Source organism: Pseudomonas sp. Irchel 3F3, assembly GCF_900187545.1.
GTDB classification, from domain to species: domain Bacteria; phylum Pseudomonadota; class Gammaproteobacteria; order Pseudomonadales; family Pseudomonadaceae; genus Aquipseudomonas; species Aquipseudomonas fortuita.
This window is the reverse complement of the sequence record NZ_FYDS01000011.1, coordinates 63144-80549: the sequence shown is the minus strand read 5'-3', so window position 1 is coordinate 80549 and position 17406 is coordinate 63144. Positions and strand designations below refer to the sequence as shown.

The 17406-nt window shown below is 63.5% G+C and carries 19 protein-coding genes; 16 read left to right on the top strand and 3 right to left on the bottom strand.

Going from position 1 to position 17406, the window contains the following annotated elements:
* Window positions 1–78: 78 nt before the first annotated feature.
* Window positions 79–609 (top strand): RNA polymerase factor sigma-70, encoded by a 531-nt coding sequence (locus CKW35_RS22725; RefSeq protein ID WP_023048844.1) that lies wholly within the window; start codon window positions 79–81, stop codon window positions 607–609.
* Between the two features lie 115 nt (window positions 610–724).
* On the opposite strand, the gene CKW35_RS22720 is transcribed toward CKW35_RS22725, so the two are convergent.
* Both CKW35_RS22720 and CKW35_RS22715 read right to left on the bottom strand, forming a co-directional pair.
* Window positions 725–1738 (bottom strand): GNAT family N-acetyltransferase, encoded by a 1014-nt coding sequence (locus CKW35_RS22720; RefSeq protein ID WP_095116937.1) that lies wholly within the window; start codon window positions 1736–1738, stop codon window positions 725–727.
* Between the two features lie 63 nt (window positions 1739–1801).
* Window positions 1802–2602 (bottom strand): ABC transporter substrate-binding protein, encoded by an 801-nt coding sequence (locus CKW35_RS22715; protein WP_095116935.1) that lies wholly within the window; start codon window positions 2600–2602, stop codon window positions 1802–1804.
* Window positions 2603–2773: 171 nt separating this feature from the next.
* Here CKW35_RS22715 and CKW35_RS22710 point away from each other — a divergent pair, with 171 nt between their 5' ends.
* Together CKW35_RS22710 and CKW35_RS22705 are read left to right on the top strand one after the other, a co-directional pair.
* A complete protein-coding gene (locus tag CKW35_RS22710; RefSeq protein ID WP_016488332.1) occupies window positions 2774–3325 on the top strand; it encodes an exonuclease domain-containing protein in 552 nt (183 codons plus the stop codon).
* Between the two features lie 74 nt (window positions 3326–3399).
* Entirely contained in the window at window positions 3400–3684 is a 285-nt protein-coding gene (locus CKW35_RS22705) for a pyrimidine/purine nucleoside phosphorylase (RefSeq protein WP_016488333.1), read from the top strand.
* A gap of 51 nt (window positions 3685–3735) precedes the next feature.
* Here CKW35_RS22705 and CKW35_RS22700 read toward each other — a convergent pair whose 3' ends face one another.
* Window positions 3736–4428, bottom strand: coding sequence for an alpha/beta family hydrolase (locus tag CKW35_RS22700; protein WP_016488334.1), 693 nt, complete (start codon window positions 4426–4428; stop codon window positions 3736–3738).
* Window positions 4429–4478: 50 nt separating this feature from the next.
* Here CKW35_RS22700 and ccoN (CKW35_RS22695) point away from each other — a divergent pair, with 50 nt between their 5' ends.
* The 13 genes from ccoN (CKW35_RS22695) to CKW35_RS22630 all read left to right on the top strand — a co-directional run bounded on the left by ccoN (CKW35_RS22695) (window position 4479) and on the right by CKW35_RS22630 (window position 17331).
* On the top strand, window positions 4479–5903 hold the full coding sequence (ccoN, locus tag CKW35_RS22695; RefSeq protein WP_016488335.1) for a cytochrome-c oxidase, cbb3-type subunit I: 1425 nt from the start codon (window positions 4479–4481) through the stop codon (window positions 5901–5903).
* A 13-nt stretch (window positions 5904–5916) separates the two neighbouring features.
* Window positions 5917–6525, top strand: coding sequence for a cytochrome-c oxidase, cbb3-type subunit II (ccoO, locus tag CKW35_RS22690; protein WP_016488336.1), 609 nt, complete (start codon window positions 5917–5919; stop codon window positions 6523–6525).
* Window positions 6526–6530: 5 nt separating this feature from the next.
* On the top strand, window positions 6531–6734 hold the full coding sequence (locus CKW35_RS22685; protein ID WP_016488337.1) for a cbb3-type cytochrome c oxidase subunit 3: 204 nt from the start codon (window positions 6531–6533) through the stop codon (window positions 6732–6734).
* Window positions 6731–7672, top strand: coding sequence for a cytochrome-c oxidase, cbb3-type subunit III (gene ccoP / locus CKW35_RS22680; protein ID WP_023048603.1), 942 nt, complete (start codon window positions 6731–6733; stop codon window positions 7670–7672). The genes CKW35_RS22685 and ccoP (CKW35_RS22680) overlap by 4 nt, the downstream gene beginning before the upstream one ends.
* Before the next feature lie 680 nt (window positions 7673–8352).
* Entirely contained in the window at window positions 8353–9795 is a 1443-nt protein-coding gene (gene ccoN, locus CKW35_RS22670; RefSeq protein ID WP_016488339.1) for a cytochrome-c oxidase, cbb3-type subunit I, read from the top strand.
* Window positions 9795–10403, top strand: a complete 609-nt coding sequence (gene ccoO / locus CKW35_RS22665; protein ID WP_016488340.1) for a cytochrome-c oxidase, cbb3-type subunit II — start codon at window positions 9795–9797, stop codon at window positions 10401–10403. Before ccoN (CKW35_RS22670) ends, ccoO (CKW35_RS22665) begins: the two co-directional genes overlap by 1 nt.
* Before the next feature lie 5 nt (window positions 10404–10408).
* Window positions 10409–10600: a CcoQ/FixQ family Cbb3-type cytochrome c oxidase assembly chaperone gene (locus tag CKW35_RS22660; protein ID WP_024718181.1), complete on the top strand. Its 192-nt coding sequence runs from the start codon at window positions 10409–10411 to the stop codon at window positions 10598–10600.
* On the top strand, window positions 10597–11577 hold the full coding sequence (gene ccoP / locus CKW35_RS22655) for a cytochrome-c oxidase, cbb3-type subunit III (RefSeq protein ID WP_016488342.1): 981 nt from the start codon (window positions 10597–10599) through the stop codon (window positions 11575–11577). Before CKW35_RS22660 ends, ccoP (CKW35_RS22655) begins: the two co-directional genes overlap by 4 nt.
* A 308-nt stretch (window positions 11578–11885) precedes the next feature.
* Window positions 11886–13301 carry a cytochrome c oxidase accessory protein CcoG gene (gene ccoG, locus CKW35_RS22650; protein WP_060519318.1) on the top strand — a complete coding sequence of 472 codons (1416 nt, stop codon included), beginning with the start codon at window positions 11886–11888 and terminating at the stop codon, window positions 13299–13301.
* 15 nt (window positions 13302–13316) lie between these two features.
* Entirely contained in the window at window positions 13317–13847 is a 531-nt protein-coding gene (locus CKW35_RS22645) for a FixH family protein (RefSeq protein ID WP_016488344.1), read from the top strand.
* 139 nt (window positions 13848–13986) lie between these two features.
* On the top strand, window positions 13987–16461 hold the full coding sequence (locus CKW35_RS22640) for a heavy metal translocating P-type ATPase (RefSeq protein ID WP_016488345.1): 2475 nt from the start codon (window positions 13987–13989) through the stop codon (window positions 16459–16461).
* On the top strand, window positions 16440–16655 hold the full coding sequence (gene ccoS / locus CKW35_RS22635) for a cbb3-type cytochrome oxidase assembly protein CcoS (protein ID WP_016488346.1): 216 nt from the start codon (window positions 16440–16442) through the stop codon (window positions 16653–16655). The genes CKW35_RS22640 and ccoS overlap by 22 nt, the downstream gene beginning before the upstream one ends.
* Window positions 16648–17331, top strand: a complete 684-nt coding sequence (locus tag CKW35_RS22630; protein WP_095116933.1) for a sulfite exporter TauE/SafE family protein — start codon at window positions 16648–16650, stop codon at window positions 17329–17331. The genes ccoS and CKW35_RS22630 overlap by 8 nt, the downstream gene beginning before the upstream one ends.
* The last annotated feature ends 75 nt before the right edge of the window (window positions 17332–17406 follow it).

Genomic DNA, 17406 nt, shown 5'->3' with positions numbered 1-17406 from the left:
CTGAATAGCTTGTCGCACGTCGTAGGAAGCTTCCCAGCCTTGGGGGCCTCCTTTCCCCTCTGTGACAAGGTGATTTCCATGGCGGAACAACTATCCACAAGTAAGTGCGATTCACCATTACTGCAGGCCTTCGTCGACAACCGCAGCATCCTGGTCAAGATCGCTGCACGCATCACCGGCTGCCGCTCGCGCGCCGAAGATGTGGTGCAGGATGCCTTCTTCCGGCTCAACGCCGCCCCGCAGATAACCTCGTCGTTCAAGGCGCAGCTCAGCTACCTGTTCCAGATCGTGCGCAACCTTGCGATCGACCACTACCGCAAGCAGGCAATGGAGCTGAAATACTCCGGCAGCGAGGAGGAAGGGCTGAACGTGGTCATCCAGAACGCCTCGCCCGAAGCCACTCACATCAACCTTGCCGCGCTGGATGACATTGCCCAGGCGCTGAACGAACTGCCGCAGCGCACCCGCTATGCGTTCGAGATGTACCGCCTGCATGGCGTGCCGCAGAAAGACATTGCCAAAGAGCTGGGGGTATCGCCGACACTGGTCAACTTCATGATCCGCGATGCGCTGGTGCATTGCCGCAAGACGGCCAACCGGCAGGCCTGACCACACAGGGTTTGCTTCTTCGCGGGCATGCCCGCTCCCACAGGTACCCCACTGCTCTTGAAGCCTGTGGTGATCCTGTGGGAGCGGGCATGCCCGCGAAGAAGCCAACTCGGTATCAAGCCAGCTTGCAGCGCTCGAAAAACCGCTCTCGCCCCAGAATCATCAGCGCCGCACGCTTGTGCGGGAAGTCGAACTCCTTGTCGCAGTGGAAGCACTGGTCGTGCATGTAGCCGATCATCTTGCCGTTGTCGGCACGCGGCTCGGCCACCACCCGCTGGGTACGCGGGTCATCCAGGAACAGGTAGTGCACCAGCGCCGAGAGCCAGCTGGCCACCTTGTGCGGCCCTCGGTGGTTCTCCTCCCCCACCAGCATGTGTATGCCGCGGTCGTAATCATCGGCCGGGTAGAACGGCGCAATGCGGTCTTCCTTGGCCCAGTAAGCCTCGAAGTAGGCAAACGGCTCATCGTCAAAGCAACCGATCAGCGTCAGGGTGTGCGGGTCGGCCTCGAGCTTGTCCAGGTACTCGCGGTGCTGGGCCAGCGTGCCCCCCTCCTGCCAGAACGCCTCCACCCGCGGGTTGTTCTGCCAGCGGTTGAAGCGCTCCAGGTCATGTTCGATCTCCAGCGTGCGCAGCGACACCCAGCTACCCAGCCGCGCATCGAAGCGCCGGTATACCTCACCACGGGGCTTGGGCGCGCGGCATGGGTGGCGCTTGCCGTTGCTGATCTGCATCTGCTGTGGGTAAACCGCAGCCTGCGCATCGCCCAGCCAGGGCTGTGGCAGCTGCCAGAACAGCGCCCGCTCGCACAGATACTGGCCCGGCTGCTCAGCCACTCGCAGCAAGCCACTGGCCAGCGCCTGCGGCTGCACTTCGGGCAAGTGCCAGACCAGGCGCTGACAGGTGGTATCACGGGACAACAACCAATAGCAGGCCGACCACAAGGCTTGATAAGGGCGCTCGGGACACAGGCGCTCAAGGTGAACGTGCAGGGTAGCGCCCGCCTCCAGGCGCACCTGGATCAGTGGGCGACCTTCGAGGGAGAGGCCTAGCCAGCTGTCACCCTCCTCGGCACTGAGGCTGCGCCAGCGTGGCGGTGACAGGGGCTGCGAAGCGGCATCGAACGGCATGGCTTGTCTCACGAAAAATGAAGAAAAGGCTCACTGCTGAGAACGTTGCGAAAGTGCGTGAATTTAGTCCTTGGGCACCGAGACCGTGATGCGGTAGGGCTCGAAGATTCGGGCCAGTTCACCGCTGGCACGCAGGTCGCGCAGCAGGCGGGCAAACGACTGCTCGTCGATAGGCGCCCCCGGGCGCAGCAGGGCGTAGTGGTGATAGATTTGGTCGATGCGTTGCGAAGGCAGCAGCTGCGCCCTGCTGGCCGGGTTGCGCGCCAGGAAATCGCTGAGGTACGAGCGGGTGACCAGGGCGATGTCGGCGCGCCCAGCCTGCACCATCAGCAGGTTGCTGTCGTGGGAGTAGGTCAGGGTCGCGTTATAGGTTGTGCGCAGGTAGTCCGGGTCGGAATTGAAGCGGGCGAACGCGTAGTGATAGCCGTTGAACAATGCCAAACGTTTGCCGCGCAGGTCATCGAAGTACGACGGGTCGCTGCCATTGGCCTGGCGGGCAACGAACACTTCGGCGTCCTCCAGGCCCATGTCCACGGTCTGGTGGGCAATCTGCTCCCAGCCCCATTGCGGGTTTTCGAAAATCGCCATGTCGGTACGGCCTTGCTGGAAGTCGCCAAAACGCCGCTGGATGGAGGTGGGCACCAGGACGAAGTGGTAACCCTGCTGCAAGCGGTTGAGCGCATCGACCAATTGCGGCAACAGGCCGGTGTCAGCCCCCTGTTCAGGGCGCACCGTGTAGGGCGGGAAATGGGCCGCACCAATCTTCACTTCGACGGCATCGGCAGCCCATGCCGGCACCGCTAGCCAATACACGGCCAGCAACATCAGGGTGGACAAAGCCTTGAGGCCGGGTGCTGGAGTCAAGACGGACGCTCATCACGGTTCATGCCTGGGTCCGCTTAAGCTAGGCGTTTTCCGGAAGCGGCACAACTGCTGGAGCGCGCTCGTTGTGCCAAAGCAGGCGGCAATATGCCACGGGATGCCGTATGCGCGGACTTTGGCTACGCTCTAGCAGGATCTGCAAGGGAGCCTGGTATGGGCCATTGGTTGGTAATCGACCTGGAAGCCACCACCGACGAGGGTGGATGGCCGGTTACAGAGATGGAAGTCATTGAAATCGGCGCTAGCCTGGTCACCCGCGATGGCCGCGAGGTCGACCACTTTCAGTGTTTCGTGCGGCCACGCCGGCGGCCACAGCTGACCCCGTTTTGCCGCGAACTGACGCACATAAGCCAACATGATGTGGATCGCGCTGCACCGTTTCGCGAGGTGTGGGCAAGCTTCGAGCGCTGGCTGGAGCACCACCGTGAGCAGCTTCAGGCCTGGGTCAGCTGGGGCGACTACGACCGCCAGCAACTGCACCAGGAGTGGCAGCTGCACGGGCTCGACAGCCTGCTACGGACGTTGCCGCACATCAACCTCAAGCAACGCTTTGCCAAGGCCCGCCACCTGCAGCGCCCCACCGGCCTGAACGGTGCCCTGCACCTGGCCGGCATGCACTTTTGCGGGCAGCAGCACCGGGCCCTTGAAGATGCGCGCAACACGGCGCGGCTACTACCGTTGACCCTGCCCGCCAACAGCCCCTGAAAGCAGATGACGAGGCCTGTGGGCTTGGGCATACTGGCCAGCCCTTTTTCATCCCCCCTTTTCAGGAGTCGCCCATGTTCCAGGTCAACGAGTACTTCAACGGCACCGTCAAGTCGATCGCATTCGCGGGCGAAGAAGGCCCCGCCACTGTCGGCGTCATGGCCCCGGGCGAATACGAGTTCGGCACTGCCAAGCGCGAGATCATGCACGTGGTATCGGGCGCCCTGACCGTCAAGCTGCCAGGTAGCGACAACTGGGAAACCTTCAATGCGGGCGACAAGTTCAATGTTGCCGCCGACAGCAAGTTCCAGCTGCAGGTGAAGGTGGATACCGCTTACCTGTGCGAGTACCGCGACTAAGCGTCAGCCTGTGCCGGCCTCTTCGCGGGCATGCCCGCGAAGAGGCCGGCACTAATCCTTCAGGAAATCAGCAACGCGTTCCGCCGCCGTCTGCATATGCTGCTCATGGCTGAACCCCGAGGCCTTCAACGGCTTCAGGTCATGGTCACCCGCCACTAGCCAGCTCACCTCGATTGCCGGCGACAACGCATACCCCGCCACCGCCTCGCGGTTACCCAGCGCATCCCGTTCGCCCTGCACGATCAACGTCGGTGTTTTCAGCCCGGCCAGGTGTTCCACCCGTGGCTTCTCGGGTTTACCCACCGCGTAGAACGGATAGCCCAGGCACACCAGCGCATCCGCGCCCAATTCGTCAGCCAGCAGGCTCGCCATGCGACCGCCCATGGACTTGCCACCCACGGCCAGCTTGCCCGCGACCAAAGGTCGCACCTGCCGGTACACCTCGCGCCAGCATTCAAGCAGCACCTTCTGTGGGTTCGGCGGCCGTTTGCCGCCGGTAACCCTGCGTTCGGCCATGTACGGAAACTCGAAGCGCACCACCGCTACCCCAAGCGCCGCAAGCCTTTGCGCCATTTCGTCCATGAACCCGCTGTCCATCGGCGCACCTGCACCATGGGCCAGGATCAGGCAGCCCCTGTAGCCGTCCTTGCCCTGAACCTGTGGAAGATCGCAGCGCAAGCCTGGGACATTTCCGACCTTCGCCCATTGATCCCCGTCAATACCGGCACTTTGCCCATTAATCATGCTTGCCTCGCTGTAAAGCCTGCCAAATAACCGTGGATGGGAACCCATACATGAACACAACCAGCAGTACCGCCTATAACTACAAGGTGGTCCGCCAATTCGCCATCATGACGGTGGTGTGGGGAATCGTCGGGATGGGGCTCGGCGTCTTCATCGCCGCCCAGCTTGCCTGGCCTTCCCTCAACTTCGACCTCCCCTGGACCAGCTTCGGCCGCCTGCGCCCCCTGCATACCAATGCGGTGATCTTCGCTTTCGGCGGCTGCGCGCTGTTTGCCACCTCCTATTATTCGGTGCAACGCACCTGCCAGACCACCCTGTTCGCACCGGGCCTGGCCGCGTTCACCTTCTGGGGCTGGCAACTGGTGATCCTGCTGGCGGCCATCAGCCTGCCGCTGGGCTATACCAGCTCCAAGGAATACGCCGAACTGGAATGGCCGATCGATATCCTGATCACCATCGTCTGGGTGGCTTACGCCATCGTGTTCTTCGGCACGCTGATGAAGCGCAACACCAAGCATATCTACGTGGGTAACTGGTTCTTCGGTGCCTTCATCCTCACCGTGGCGCTTCTGCACATCGTCAACAACCTGGAATTGCCGGTCAGCCTGACCAAGTCGTACTCGGTGTACGCCGGTGCCACCGACGCGATGGTGCAGTGGTGGTACGGCCACAACGCCGTAGGCTTCTTCCTGACTGCCGGGTTCCTGGGGATGATGTACTACTACGTGCCCAAGCAGGCCGAGCGCCCGGTGTATTCCTATCGCCTGTCGATCGTGCACTTCTGGGCACTGATCACCCTGTACATCTGGGCCGGCCCGCACCACCTGCACTACACCGCCCTGCCTGACTGGGCGCAGTCGCTGGGCATGGTGATGTCGCTGATCCTGCTGGCACCGAGCTGGGGCGGCATGATCAACGGCATGATGACCCTGTCGGGCGCCTGGCACAAACTGCGCAGCGACCCGATCCTGCGTTTTTTGGTGGTATCGCTGGCGTTCTACGGCATGTCCACGTTCGAAGGCCCGATGATGGCCATCAAGACAGTCAACGCCCTGTCCCACTACACCGACTGGACCATCGGCCACGTGCATGCCGGCGCCCTCGGCTGGGTGGCAATGATCTCGATTGGTGCGCTGTATCACACCATCCCGAAAGTGTTCGGCAAGGAACGCATGTACAGCCTTGGCCTGATCAACGCGCACTTCTGGCTCGCCACCATCGGCACCGTGCTGTACATCGCCTCGATGTGGGTCAACGGCATCGCCCAGGGCCTGATGTGGCGGGCAGTCAACAGCGACGGCACGCTCACCTATTCGTTCGTGGAAACCCTGGTGGCCAGCCACCCAGGCTTTGTCGTGCGCTTCGTCGGCGGCGCGATCTTCCTCAGCGGCATGTTCCTGATGGCCTGGAACACCTGGCGCACCGTGCGTTCGCCAGCGCTTGACGTCGCCCCTGCGAACGCCCAGTTGGCTTGAGGAGAAACGCCTGATGAAACATGAAGTCATCGAGAAAAACGTCGGCCTGATGGCCCTGCTGATGGTGTTCGCCGTCAGTATCGGCGGCCTTACCCAGATCGTCCCGCTGTTCTTTCAGGACGTCACCAACAAGCCGGTGGAAGGCATGAAGCCCTACACCGCGCTGCAACTGGAAGGCCGCGACATCTACATCCGCGAAGGCTGCGTGGGCTGCCACTCGCAGATGATCCGCCCGTTCCGCGCCGAAACCGAGCGCTACGGCCACTACTCGGTGGCCGGCGAGAGCGTGTGGGACCACCCGTTCCTGTGGGGCTCCAAGCGCACCGGGCCGGACCTGGCCCGGGTCGGTGGCCGCTACTCGGACGACTGGCACCGCGCGCACCTGTACAACCCGCGCAACGTGGTGCCGGAGTCGAAGATGCCGTCGTACCCGTGGCTGGTCGCCCAGCAGGTCGACAACAGCCACACCGACGTCAAGATGCGCACCTTGCGCACCCTGGGCGTGCCGTACAGCGACGACGACATTGCCAGCGCCCGTGACGCAGTCAAAGGCAAGACCGAGATGGATGCACTGGTCGCCTACCTGCAGGTGCTCGGCACCGCGATCAAGAACAAGAGGTAAATGCGATGGAACTGGACATCGGCATGATCCGCGGCCTGGGCACCCTGGTGGTGATGATCGCCTTCATTGGCCTCTCCCTGTGGGTATTCAACCGCCGCCGCGACCGTGATTTCGCCGAAGCGCGCCTGCTGCCCTTCGTCGACGACCACCTGCCCACTAGCGGGCAGGAACCTGCTGCCACGACTGCTGCAAGGAGTAACGGGCAATGACCACCTTCTGGAGTACGTACATCAGCGTACTGACCATCGGTAGCCTGATCGGCCTGACCTGGCTGCTGCTCGCCACCCGCAAGGGCGAGAGCAAGAACACCACCGACCAGACCATGGGCCACAGCTTCGACGGCATCGAGGAGTACGACAACCCGCTGCCCAAGTGGTGGTTCTGGCTGTTCGTCGGCACCCTGGTGTTCTCGGTCGGCTACCTGATCCTCTACCCGGGCCTGGGCAACTGGAAAGGCATTTTGCCGGGCTATGAAAATGGCTGGACCGGCGCCAACGAATGGCAAAAAGAGATGGACAAGGCTGACGCCAGGTTCGGGCCGATCTTTGCCAAGTACGCCGCCATGCCGGTGGAGGAAGTCGCCAAGGACCCGCAGGCGCTGAAAATGGGCAGCCGCCTGTTTGCCTCCAACTGCTCGGTGTGCCACGGCTCGGACGCCAAGGGTGCCTTCGGCTTCCCCAACCTCACCGACAAGGATTGGCGCTGGGGCGGCGAAGCAGAAACCATCAAGGCTTCGATCATGAATGGCCGTCACGGCGTGATGCCGGCCTGGGCTGAGGTGATCGGCCAGCAGGGCGTGGCCGATGTGGCCGCATTCGTGCTGACCAACCTGGACGGTCGCAGCCTGCCTGAAGGGAGCAAGGCTGACGTTGCCAAGGGCAAGGAAATCTTCGCGGCCAACTGCGTGGCTTGCCACGGGCCCGAAGGCAAGGGTACCCCTGCCATGGGCGCACCCGACCTGACCCACCCGCAGGCGTTCATCTACGGTTCGAGCTTTGCCCAGCTGCAACAGACCATTCGCTATGGTCGCCAAGGGCAGATGCCGGCGCAGGCCGATATCCAGGGCAATGACAAGGTGCACCTGCTGGCGGCTTATGTGTATAGCCTGTCGCAGGAGAGTGCTGCTGAAACCGTGACTGCCAAATGAGTTCGCCGAGAGAGGTTCGGCGTCTGTGAGATCGAGCGCCGCCCGCGCGGCGCATCGCGACGCAAGGCCGCTCCCACATTTGTTTCAGGCCAATTATTCCTGTGGCGTTTGCGCGCGAACGCCTTGGCGCATGACTCGATATCGCGTCGTACCAACAAGGCGGTCGCGCGCCCCTGACACAGGAGGAACTGGCCCGAAACAAATGTGGGAGCGGCCTTGCGTCGCGATGCGCCGCGCGGGCGGCGCTCGATATCCGCCCCACCATAACCATCAAACCTTACACCCCCGCCCCACCATAACCATCAAACCTTACACCCCCGCCCCACCATCCCCCTCAAACCATACCCCCCCACCGCCCCCCTCCCTTGCACCCCCTCCGAACACAACTAAGCTTGTTGCCTCAGTGGGCTTCGCTCCGAAAGGACTGAAGCAGACGCGGCGCATAGCCTGTCGCCGCCCCTGAAAAAGCTTGACCGATCGATCAGAAAAAGGTGAAAAACGGTACACATTACAAATATTTATTTGTGTACAATCGTCCGGACCCATTCGCTGCGGGACATCAGTGAACGGGCCCGGACACGGGTCGGCGTACCAAAGTTGCGTTGCAGTAGCCTTGCTGGTTATCAATACTGGCGCCGATTTTTCGACCAACAAGAACATCAAAACCGTGGAACCTTAGAATGAGCACAGCAATCAGTCCGACTGCTTATAACTATAAGGTCGTCCGCCAGTTCGCCATCATGACGGTGGTCTGGGGGATCCTTGGCATGGGCCTCGGCGTCTTCATCGCCTCGCAGCTGGTATGGCCGCAACTGAACCTGGACCTGCCCTGGACCAGCTTCGGCCGCCTGCGCCCGCTGCACACCAACCTGGTGATCTTCGCCTTCGGGGGCTGTGCGCTGTTCGGCACCAGCTACTACGTGGTCCAGCGCACCTGCCAGACCCGGCTGATCTCCGACAGCATGGCCGCCTTCACCTTCTGGGGTTGGCAGGCGGTGATCGTCGGCGCGCTGATCACCCTGCCGATGGGCTACACCACCACCAAGGAATACGCCGAGCTCGAGTGGCCGCTGGCGATCCTGCTGGCCATCGTCTGGGTCACCTACGGGCTGGTGTTCTTCGGCACCATCGTCAAGCGCAAGACCAAGCACATCTATGTCGGCAACTGGTTCTACGGTGCCTTCATCGTGGTCACCGCGATGCTGCACATCGTCAACCACATCTCGCTGCCGGTGAGCCTGTTCAAGTCGTACTCGGCCTACGCCGGTGCCACCGACGCAATGATCCAGTGGTGGTACGGCCACAACGCCGTGGGCTTCTTCCTCACCACCGGCTTCCTGGGGATGATGTACTACTTCGTGCCCAAGCAGGCCGAGCGGCCGATCTACTCGTATCGCCTGTCGATCGTGCACTTCTGGGCGCTGATCACCCTGTACATCTGGGCCGGCCCGCACCACTTGCACTACACCGCGCTGCCCGATTGGGCGCAGTCGCTGGGCATGGTGATGTCGATCATCCTGCTGGCGCCAAGCTGGGGCGGCATGATCAACGGCATGATGACCCTGTCCGGTGCCTGGCACAAATTGCGCACCGACCCGATCCTGCGCTTCCTGGTCGTGTCCCTGGCGTTCTACGGCATGTCCACCTTCGAAGGCCCGATGATGGCCATCAAGACCGTGAACTCCCTGTCGCACTACACCGACTGGACCATCGGCCACGTCCACGCCGGCGCCCTGGGCTGGGTGGCAATGATCTCGATCGGTGCCGTGTACCACATGATCCCGAAACTTTACGGTCGCGAGCAGATGCACAGCATTGGCCTGATCAACGCGCACTTCTGGCTGGCCACCATCGGCACCGTGCTGTACATCGCCTCGATGTGGGTCAACGGCATCACCCAAGGCCTGATGTGGCGCGCCATCAACGATGACGGCACGCTCACCTACTCGTTCGTCGAAGCCCTGCAGGCCAGCCACCCTGGCTATATCGTCCGCGCCCTGGGCGGTGCGTTCTTCGCCAGCGGCATGCTGCTGATGGCCTACAACGTGTTCCGTACCGTACGTGCCGCCAACCCGGCACAGGCTGAAGAAGCCGCCAAGATCGTCGTTGTGGGAGCGCACTGATGAAGCATGAAGCCGTCGAGAAGAACATAGGCCTGCTGGCCTTCTTCATGGTCATCGCCGTCAGCGTCGGTGGCCTGACCCAGATCGTCCCGCTGTTTTTCCAGGACGTCACCAACAAACCGGTTGAAGGCATGAAGCCGCGCACCGCGCTGGAGGTAGAAGGCCGCGACATCTACATCCGCGAGGGCTGCGTAGGCTGCCATTCGCAGATGATCCGTCCGTTCCGCGCCGAAACCGAGCGCTACGGCCACTACTCGGTGGCCGGCGAGAGCGTGTGGGACCACCCGTTCCTGTGGGGCTCCAAGCGCACCGGGCCGGACCTGGCCCGGGTGGGTGGCCGCTACTCCGATGACTGGCACCGCGCGCACCTGTACAACCCGCGCAACGTGGTACCGGAGTCGAAGATGCCGTCCTACCCGTGGCTGGTCGAGAACAAGCTCGACGGCAAGGACACCGCGAAGAAGCTGGAAGTGCTGCGCACACTCGGTACCCCGTACACCGATGCCGACATCGCCGGCGCGCGTGACGCGGTCAAGGGCAAGACCGAAATGGACGCCATCGTCGCGTACCTGCAGGGTCTTGGCACCATCATCAAGAGCAAACGGTGACGCTGATGGATATCGGGATGATTCGCGGCCTGGGCACCGTCGTGGTGATGGTGGCCTTCGTGGGCCTGGCGCTGTGGGTGTTCAACCCACGGCGTAAAAAGGACTTCGACGAAGCGACCCAACTGCCCTTCGCGGATGACCCCGAGGCCACCCGGCACGTCGAGCAAGCAAAAGCTTCTGGGAGCAAAAAACAATGACAACCTTCTGGAGTCTGTACGTTACCGTCCTGACCCTGGGCACCATCTTCTCGTTGACCTGGCTGTTGCTGTCGACCCGCAAGGGCCAGCGCGAAGAGGTGACCGACGAAACCGTCGGGCATGCCTTCGATGGCATCGAGGAATATGACAACCCGCTGCCAAAATGGTGGTTCTGGCTGTTCGTCGGCACCATCATCTTTGCCCTCGGCTACCTGGTGCTGTACCCGGGCCTGGGCAACTGGAAAGGCATCCTGCCGGGCTACTCGTACCTGGATAACGACAAGCAGACCGAGTTTTCCAACGGCCAGGCGGGCTGGACCGGCGTGCACGAGTGGGAAAAGGAAATGGCCAAGGCCGACGCTCGCTTCGGGCCGATCTTCGCCAAGTTCGCCGCCATGCCCATCGAGGAGGTGGCAAAGGACCCTCAGGCGCTGAAAATGGGCGCGCGGCTGTTCGCCTCCAACTGCTCCGTGTGCCACGGCTCCGATGCCAAGGGTGCCTTCGGCTTCCCTAACCTGACCGACAACGACTGGCGCTGGGGCGGCGAGCCGGAAACCATCAAGACCACCATCATGGGCGGCCGCCACGGCGTAATGCCAGCCTGGGCTGAAGTGATCGGTGATCAGGGCGTGGCCGACGTGGCTGCATTCGTGGTCAGCAAACTCGATGGCCGCACACTGCCTGAGGGCGCGAAGGCCGATGCCGAGAACGGGCAGAAGATCTTCGCCGCCAACTGCGTGGCCTGCCACGGGCCGGAAGGCAAAGGTACCCCAGCCATGGGTGCCCCGAACCTGACCCACCCGCAGGCGTTCATCTACGGTTCGAGCTTTGCCCAGTTGCAGCAGACCATTCGCTATGGTCGCCAAGGGCAGATGCCGGCGCAAGAACAGCTGCAGGGTAACGACAAGGTGCATTTGCTGGCCGCTTATGTCTACAGCCTGTCGCAACGGGATCAGGCGCAGGCCAAGGCCGAGTAAGCAGGCCTGGCCTCTTCGCGGGGCAAGCCCGCTCCCACAGGTACACCACCGAATCCGGAACAACGGGTGACTTGTGGGAGCGGGCTTGCCCGCGAAAGGGCCGGCAAATGCCACCCAGGATGACCTGGATCAATTGACACCCGCCATAACACGATTCATACCACGAACCCAACGCGACTAAAGGTCGCAGTGCGGCCCCATACTGCCATCAGCGGCGTATCATGGACCGCAGAGCGCTAGCAGATTGCGCGAGACTGCGGCCGGCACGCACTGGCTGCGGCGTTTCTCCACTGCCGTGGGACTTGATGATGAGCAAGCAAATTCCGGTACATGATGTGACCCCGCCTGCCAGCAAAGGGAAGGATTCCGTCGACCTCTACGCCTCCCGGGAAAAGATCTACACCCGCGCCTTCACTGGCCTGTTCCGCCGCCTGCGCATGGTCGGCGGTGCAGTGCTGTTTCTGCTGTACTTCGGCACCGTATGGCTGAACTGGGGCGGCCACCAGGCCGTGTGGTGGAACCTGCCCGAACGCAAGTTCTACATCTTCGGCGCCACCATCTGGCCGCAGGACTTCATCCTGCTGTCGGGCATTTTGATCGTCGCCGCTTTCGGCCTGTTCTTCGTTACCGTGTACGCAGGCCGTGTGTGGTGCGGCTACACCTGCCCGCAAAGCGTGTGGACGTGGATTTTCATGTGGTGCGAAAAGGTCACCGAAGGCGACCGCAACCAGCGCATGAAGCTCGACAAAGCCCCCATGAGCGGCAACAAATTCCTGCGCAAGTTCGCCAAGCACAGCCTGTGGCTGCTAATCGGCTTTGTCACCGGCATGACCTTTGTCGGCTACTTCTCGCCCATCCGCGAGCTGGTCATCGAATTCTTTACAGGCCAGGCCGATGGCTGGGCCTACTTCTGGGTCGGTTTCTTCACCCTCGCCACCTACGGCAACGCCGGCTGGCTGCGCGAACAAGTGTGCGTGTACATGTGCCCCTACGCCCGCTTCCAGAGCGTGATGTTCGACAAGGACACGCTGATCGTGTCCTATGACCCGCGCCGTGGCGAAACCCGCGGGCCACGTAAAAAAGACGCCGACTACAAGGCCCAGGGCCTGGGCGACTGCATCGACTGCACCATGTGCGTGCAGGTCTGCCCTACCGGCATCGACATCCGTGACGGCCTGCAGATCGAGTGCATCGGCTGCGCGGCGTGCATCGACGCCTGCGACAGCATCATGGACAAGATGAACTACCCCAAAGGGCTGATCAGCTACACCACCGAGCACAACCTGTCCGGGCAGAAAACCCACATGCTGCGCCCGCGCCTGATCGGCTATGCCGCGGTGCTGCTGGTGATGATTGTCGGCCTGGCGACCGCCTTTGCCACCCGTTCGCTGGTTGGCTTCGACGTCAGCAAGGACCGCGTGCTGTACCGCGAGAACGCCCAGGGCCGGATCGAGAACGTGTATAGCCTGAAGGTAATGAACAAGGACCAGCGCGACCATGTGTACGTGCTGGATGCCGTCGGCCTGCCGGACCTCAAGCTCGAAGGCCAGCGCGAAATCCGCGTGGCTGCCGGTGATATCGTCAGCCTGCCGGTGCAGCTGTCGGTCGCACCCGAGAAACTGCCATCGACCACCAATGAAATCACCTTCACCCTCAAGAGCGCCGACGACAGCGACGCCCAGGTTGAAGCCAAGAGCCGCTTCATCGGCCCACAGATCCGCTAAGAGAGATAACGCACAATGCCTGCCGCCACTGCCGCCAGCCCCTGGTACAAGCACCTCTGGCCCTGGATCATCATTGGTATCCTCACCACCTCGGTGTGCCTGAGCCTGACCATGGTCAGCATTGCCGTACGCAACCCGGACAATCTGGTGAACGACAACTACTACGAGGCAGGCAAAGGCATCAACCGCTCGCTGGACCGCGAGCTGCTGGCGCAGCAGCTGGGCCTGAAAGCCAGCGTGCACCTGGACGAGCTGACCGGCGAAGTGGACCTGCGCCTGACCGGCAGCAGCGGCCCGCAAAACCTGGAGCTGAACCTGATTTCGCCCACGCAGCCGGAGAAGGACCGCAGGGTGCTGCTGAGCAGGGTCGACGCGGGGCGCTATGTGGGGCAGTTGGAGGACAAGGTCGACGGGCGGCGCTTTGTGGAACTGCTGGGCAGCGAAGGGGGCCAGGTGTGGCGCTTGTTCGAAGAGGAAAAAGTGGAACATGGTGTGACCTTGCAGCTGGGTGACGAAGCCCTGCAAGGTGCCGAGCACCAACAGTAGCATCATCGCAAATCCCTGTGGGAGCGGGCATGCCCGCGAATGCGGTAGCTCAGGCAAAGGTGTTTTCAGGCCTGACGCTTTCGCGGGCACGCCCGCTCCCACAGGGTTTCATATCTGCCTGAGCAGTCGTGCTTACCTTATGACCCAGCCCACCCCCTGCTACCACTGCGCCCTGCCCGTCCCCGCCGGCAGCCGCTTCACCGCCGTGGTCCTCGGCCAGCCGCGGCAGTTCTGCTGCCCCGGCTGCCAGGCGGTGGCCGAGTCGATCGTCGCCGGTGGCCTGGAGCACTACTACCAGCACCGCAGTGACAACAGCGCCAACCCCGAGGCCCTGCCCAGGCAGTTGCAAGACGAACTGGCCCTGTACGACCGCAGCGACGTGCAGCAAAGCTTCGTGCGCCACCTGGGCGAGCTGGCCGAAACCACCTTGCTGGTCGAAGGCATCAGCTGCGCCGCCTGCGGCTGGCTGATCGAAAAGCACCTGCGCAACCTGCCCGGTGTCGCCGAGGCGCGCCTGAACCTCTCCAACCACCGCCTGCTGCTGAGCTGGGACGACAAGCAACTGCCACTTTCACGCCTGCTCGCCGAGTTGCGCCAGATCGGCTATGCCGCCCACCCCTACCAGCCCGACCAGGCCGCCGAGCAGCTGGCCCGCGAGAACCGCAGCGCCCTGCGCCGCCTGGGCGTGGCAGGGCTGCTGTGGTTCCAGGCAATGATGGCGACCATGGCCACCTGGCCAGAATTCAACATCGACCTGTCCCCCGAGTTGCACACCATCCTGCGCTGGGTGGCGCTGTTCCTGACCATTCCCATTGTGTTCTATAGCTGCGCGCCCTTTTTCAAGGGCGCGGCGCGCGACCTGCGCACCCGCCACCTGACCATGGACGTTTCGGTGTCGCTGGCCATCGCCCTGGCCTTCGGCGCCGGCATCTGGACGGCCATCACCGGCAGCGGCGAGCTGTATTTCGACACAGTGGGCATGTTCGCCCTGTTCCTGCTCACCGGCCGCTACCTGGAGCGCCGCGCCCGCGAACGCACGGCTGCGGCCACCGCTCAGCTGGTCAACCTGCTGCCGGCCTCGTGCCTGCGCCTGGACGCCATCGGCCGCAGCGAGCGCATCCTGCTCAGCGAATTGCACTGCGGTGACACGGTGCAAGTGCTGCCCGGCGCGGTGATCCCCGCCGACGGGCGCATTGTCGAAGGCCGCTCCAGCGTGGACGAATCACTGCTCACCGGCGAATACCTGCCGCAACCACGCCGGGTGGGCGAACGGGTCACCGGCGGTACGCTGAATGTCGAAAGCACCTTGAACGTGGAAGTCGAAGCACTCGGCCACGATTCGCGGCTCTCGGCCATCGTCCGCCTGCTGGAACGCGCTCAGACCGAAAAGCCGCGCCTGGCCGAAATCGCCGACCGAGCTTCGCAATGGTTCCTGCTGTTCTCGCTGCTGGCTGCCGTGGCCATCGGCCTGTGGTGGTGGTACCTGGACCCTGCACGGGCCTTCTGGATCGTGCTGGCCATGCTGGTGGCCACCTGCCCTTGCGCACTGTCGCTGGCCACGCCAACGGCGCTGACCGCCGCCACCGGCAGCTTGCACAAGCTGGGCCTGCTGGTAACCCGCGGCCATGTACTGGAGGGCCTGAACCAGATCGACACGGTGATTTTCGACAAGACCGGCACCCTGACCGAAGGCCGCCTCACGTTGCGCAGCATTCGCCCGCTCGGCAACCTGCCCGCTGACCGCTGCCTGGCCCTGGCCGCCGCCCTGGAAAACCGCTCCGAACACCCGATCGCCCGCGCCTTCGGCCGCACCGCCATACCGGCCGAAAACGTGCAGACCGTGCCAGGTCTGGGCCTGGAAGGGCAAGTAGACGGCCAACGCCTGCGTATCGGCCAGGCCACCTTCGTCTGCGCCCTGAGCGCTGCGCAAATCCCCGCCGTGCCGGAACCACGCGGCCAGTGGCTGCTGCTGGGTGACCGCCACGGGCCTCTGGCGTGGTTTGGCCTGGACGACCGGCTGCGCGACGACGCACCGGCGCTGCTCGCCGCCTGCAAGGCCCGAGGCTGGCGCACGCTGCTGCTGTCGGGCGACAGTTCGCCGATGGTCGCCGAGGTGGCCGCGCAACTGGGCATCGACCAGGCCATTGGTGGCCTGCGCCCGGACGACAAGCTGGATCGTCTGAAGGCGCTGCAGGCGGCCGGGCGCAAGGTGCTGATGCTCGGCGACGGGGTCAACGACGTGCCGGTGCTGGCCGCCGCCGACATCAGCATTGCCATGGGCAGCGCCACCGACCTTGCCAAGACCAGCGCCGACGCCGTGCTACTGTCCAACCGCCTGCAGGCACTGGTGCAGGCCTTGGACCTGGCCCGCCGCACACGTCGCAACATCCTCGAGAACCTGCTGTGGGCCACCCTGTATAATGGCCTGATGTTGCCGTTTGCCGCGCTTGGCTGGATCACCCCGGTGTGGGCCGCCATCGGCATGTCGGTCAGCTCGCTGATCGTGGTGCTCAATGCCCTGCGCCTGACCCGCATGCCGTTGGCATCGAACCTGCCGAAAACCGAAGCACCCCTGCCCGGGAGGAAGACACCATGCCCGCCCTCTATGTCATGATCCCCGCAGCCTTGCTGCTGGTCGGCGTGGCCGTGTACATCTTCTTCTGGGCAGTGGACAGCGGCCAGTACGACGACCTCGAAGGCCCTGCCCACAGCATCCTGTTCGACGACCAGGACCCGCGCCACCAGGCCGCGGTGAAGCCTGACGACACACCGGGCGATACCGACAAGGAACCACCACCCCGTGCCTGACCTGCTTCCCCTGCTGGGCTCGGCACTGGTCCTGGGCCTGCTTGGCGGCGGCCACTGCCTGGGCATGTGCGGCGGCCTGATGGGCGCGCTGACCCTGGCCATCCCACCGGAACAACGTAGCCGGCGCTTGCGCCTGCTGCTGGCGTACAACCTTGGGCGCATTTTCAGTTATGCCAGCGCCGGCCTGCTGCTCGGCCTGGCCGGCTGGGCGGTGGCCAACAGCCCCGCCGCCCTGGGGCTGCGGGTAGTGGCAGCGCTGTTGTTGATTGCCATGGGGCTGTACCTGGCCGGCTGGTGGAGCGGGCTGACCCGCATCGAAGCCCTGGGGCGCGGGCTGTGGCGGCATATCCAGCCGGTGGCGTCGCGCTTGTTGCCGGTGTCCAGCCTGCCCCGGGCGTTGCTGCTGGGTGCCTTGTGGGGGTGGCTGCCGTGCGGGTTGGTCTACAGCACCCTGCTGTGGGCCGCCAGCCAGGGCAACGCCGGGTACAGCGCGGCGTTGATGCTCGCGTTCGGCCTGGGAACCTGGCCGGTGTTGCTGGCCACCGGGCTGGCTGCCGAACGGGTAAACGCCTTGTTGAGGCGCCGCAGCGTGCGTGTGGCGGGCGGTGTGCTGGTGATGCTGTTTGGGGTCTGGACCCTGCCGGGCCCACACCAGCACTGGCTGATGGGGCATTGACGGGGGCTGCTGTGCAGCCCCAACGCCCTTGATACAAATCAACACACACCCCTACAGACAGCCATATAGTCCGGT

Bases quoted from the DNA above. Each gene is read 5' to 3' on its own strand.
- CKW35_RS22725 (WP_023048844.1), top strand. From the start codon at position 79: ATGGCGGAACAACTATCCACAAGTAAGTGCGATTCACCATTACTGCAG.
- CKW35_RS22720 (WP_095116937.1), bottom strand. From the start codon at position 1,738: ATGCCGTTCGATGCCGCTTCGCAGCCCCTGTCACCGCCACGCTGGCGC.
- CKW35_RS22710 (WP_016488332.1), top strand. From the start codon at position 2,774: ATGGGCCATTGGTTGGTAATCGACCTGGAAGCCACCACCGACGAGGGT.
- CKW35_RS22705 (WP_016488333.1), top strand. From the start codon at position 3,400: ATGTTCCAGGTCAACGAGTACTTCAACGGCACCGTCAAGTCGATCGCA.
- CKW35_RS22700 (WP_016488334.1), bottom strand. From the start codon at position 4,428: ATGATTAATGGGCAAAGTGCCGGTATTGACGGGGATCAATGGGCGAAG.
- ccoN (WP_016488335.1), top strand. From the start codon at position 4,479: ATGAACACAACCAGCAGTACCGCCTATAACTACAAGGTGGTCCGCCAA.
- ccoO (WP_016488336.1), top strand. From the start codon at position 5,917: ATGAAACATGAAGTCATCGAGAAAAACGTCGGCCTGATGGCCCTGCTG.
- CKW35_RS22685 (WP_016488337.1), top strand. From the start codon at position 6,531: ATGGAACTGGACATCGGCATGATCCGCGGCCTGGGCACCCTGGTGGTG.
- ccoP (WP_023048603.1), top strand. From the start codon at position 6,731: ATGACCACCTTCTGGAGTACGTACATCAGCGTACTGACCATCGGTAGC.
- ccoN (WP_016488339.1), top strand. From the start codon at position 8,353: ATGAGCACAGCAATCAGTCCGACTGCTTATAACTATAAGGTCGTCCGC.
- ccoO (WP_016488340.1), top strand. From the start codon at position 9,795: ATGAAGCATGAAGCCGTCGAGAAGAACATAGGCCTGCTGGCCTTCTTC.
- CKW35_RS22660 (WP_024718181.1), top strand. From the start codon at position 10,409: ATGGATATCGGGATGATTCGCGGCCTGGGCACCGTCGTGGTGATGGTG.
- ccoP (WP_016488342.1), top strand. From the start codon at position 10,597: ATGACAACCTTCTGGAGTCTGTACGTTACCGTCCTGACCCTGGGCACC.
- ccoG (WP_060519318.1), top strand. From the start codon at position 11,886: ATGAGCAAGCAAATTCCGGTACATGATGTGACCCCGCCTGCCAGCAAA.
- CKW35_RS22645 (WP_016488344.1), top strand. From the start codon at position 13,317: ATGCCTGCCGCCACTGCCGCCAGCCCCTGGTACAAGCACCTCTGGCCC.
- CKW35_RS22640 (WP_016488345.1), top strand. From the start codon at position 13,987: ATGACCCAGCCCACCCCCTGCTACCACTGCGCCCTGCCCGTCCCCGCC.
- ccoS (WP_016488346.1), top strand. From the start codon at position 16,440: ATGCCCGCCCTCTATGTCATGATCCCCGCAGCCTTGCTGCTGGTCGGC.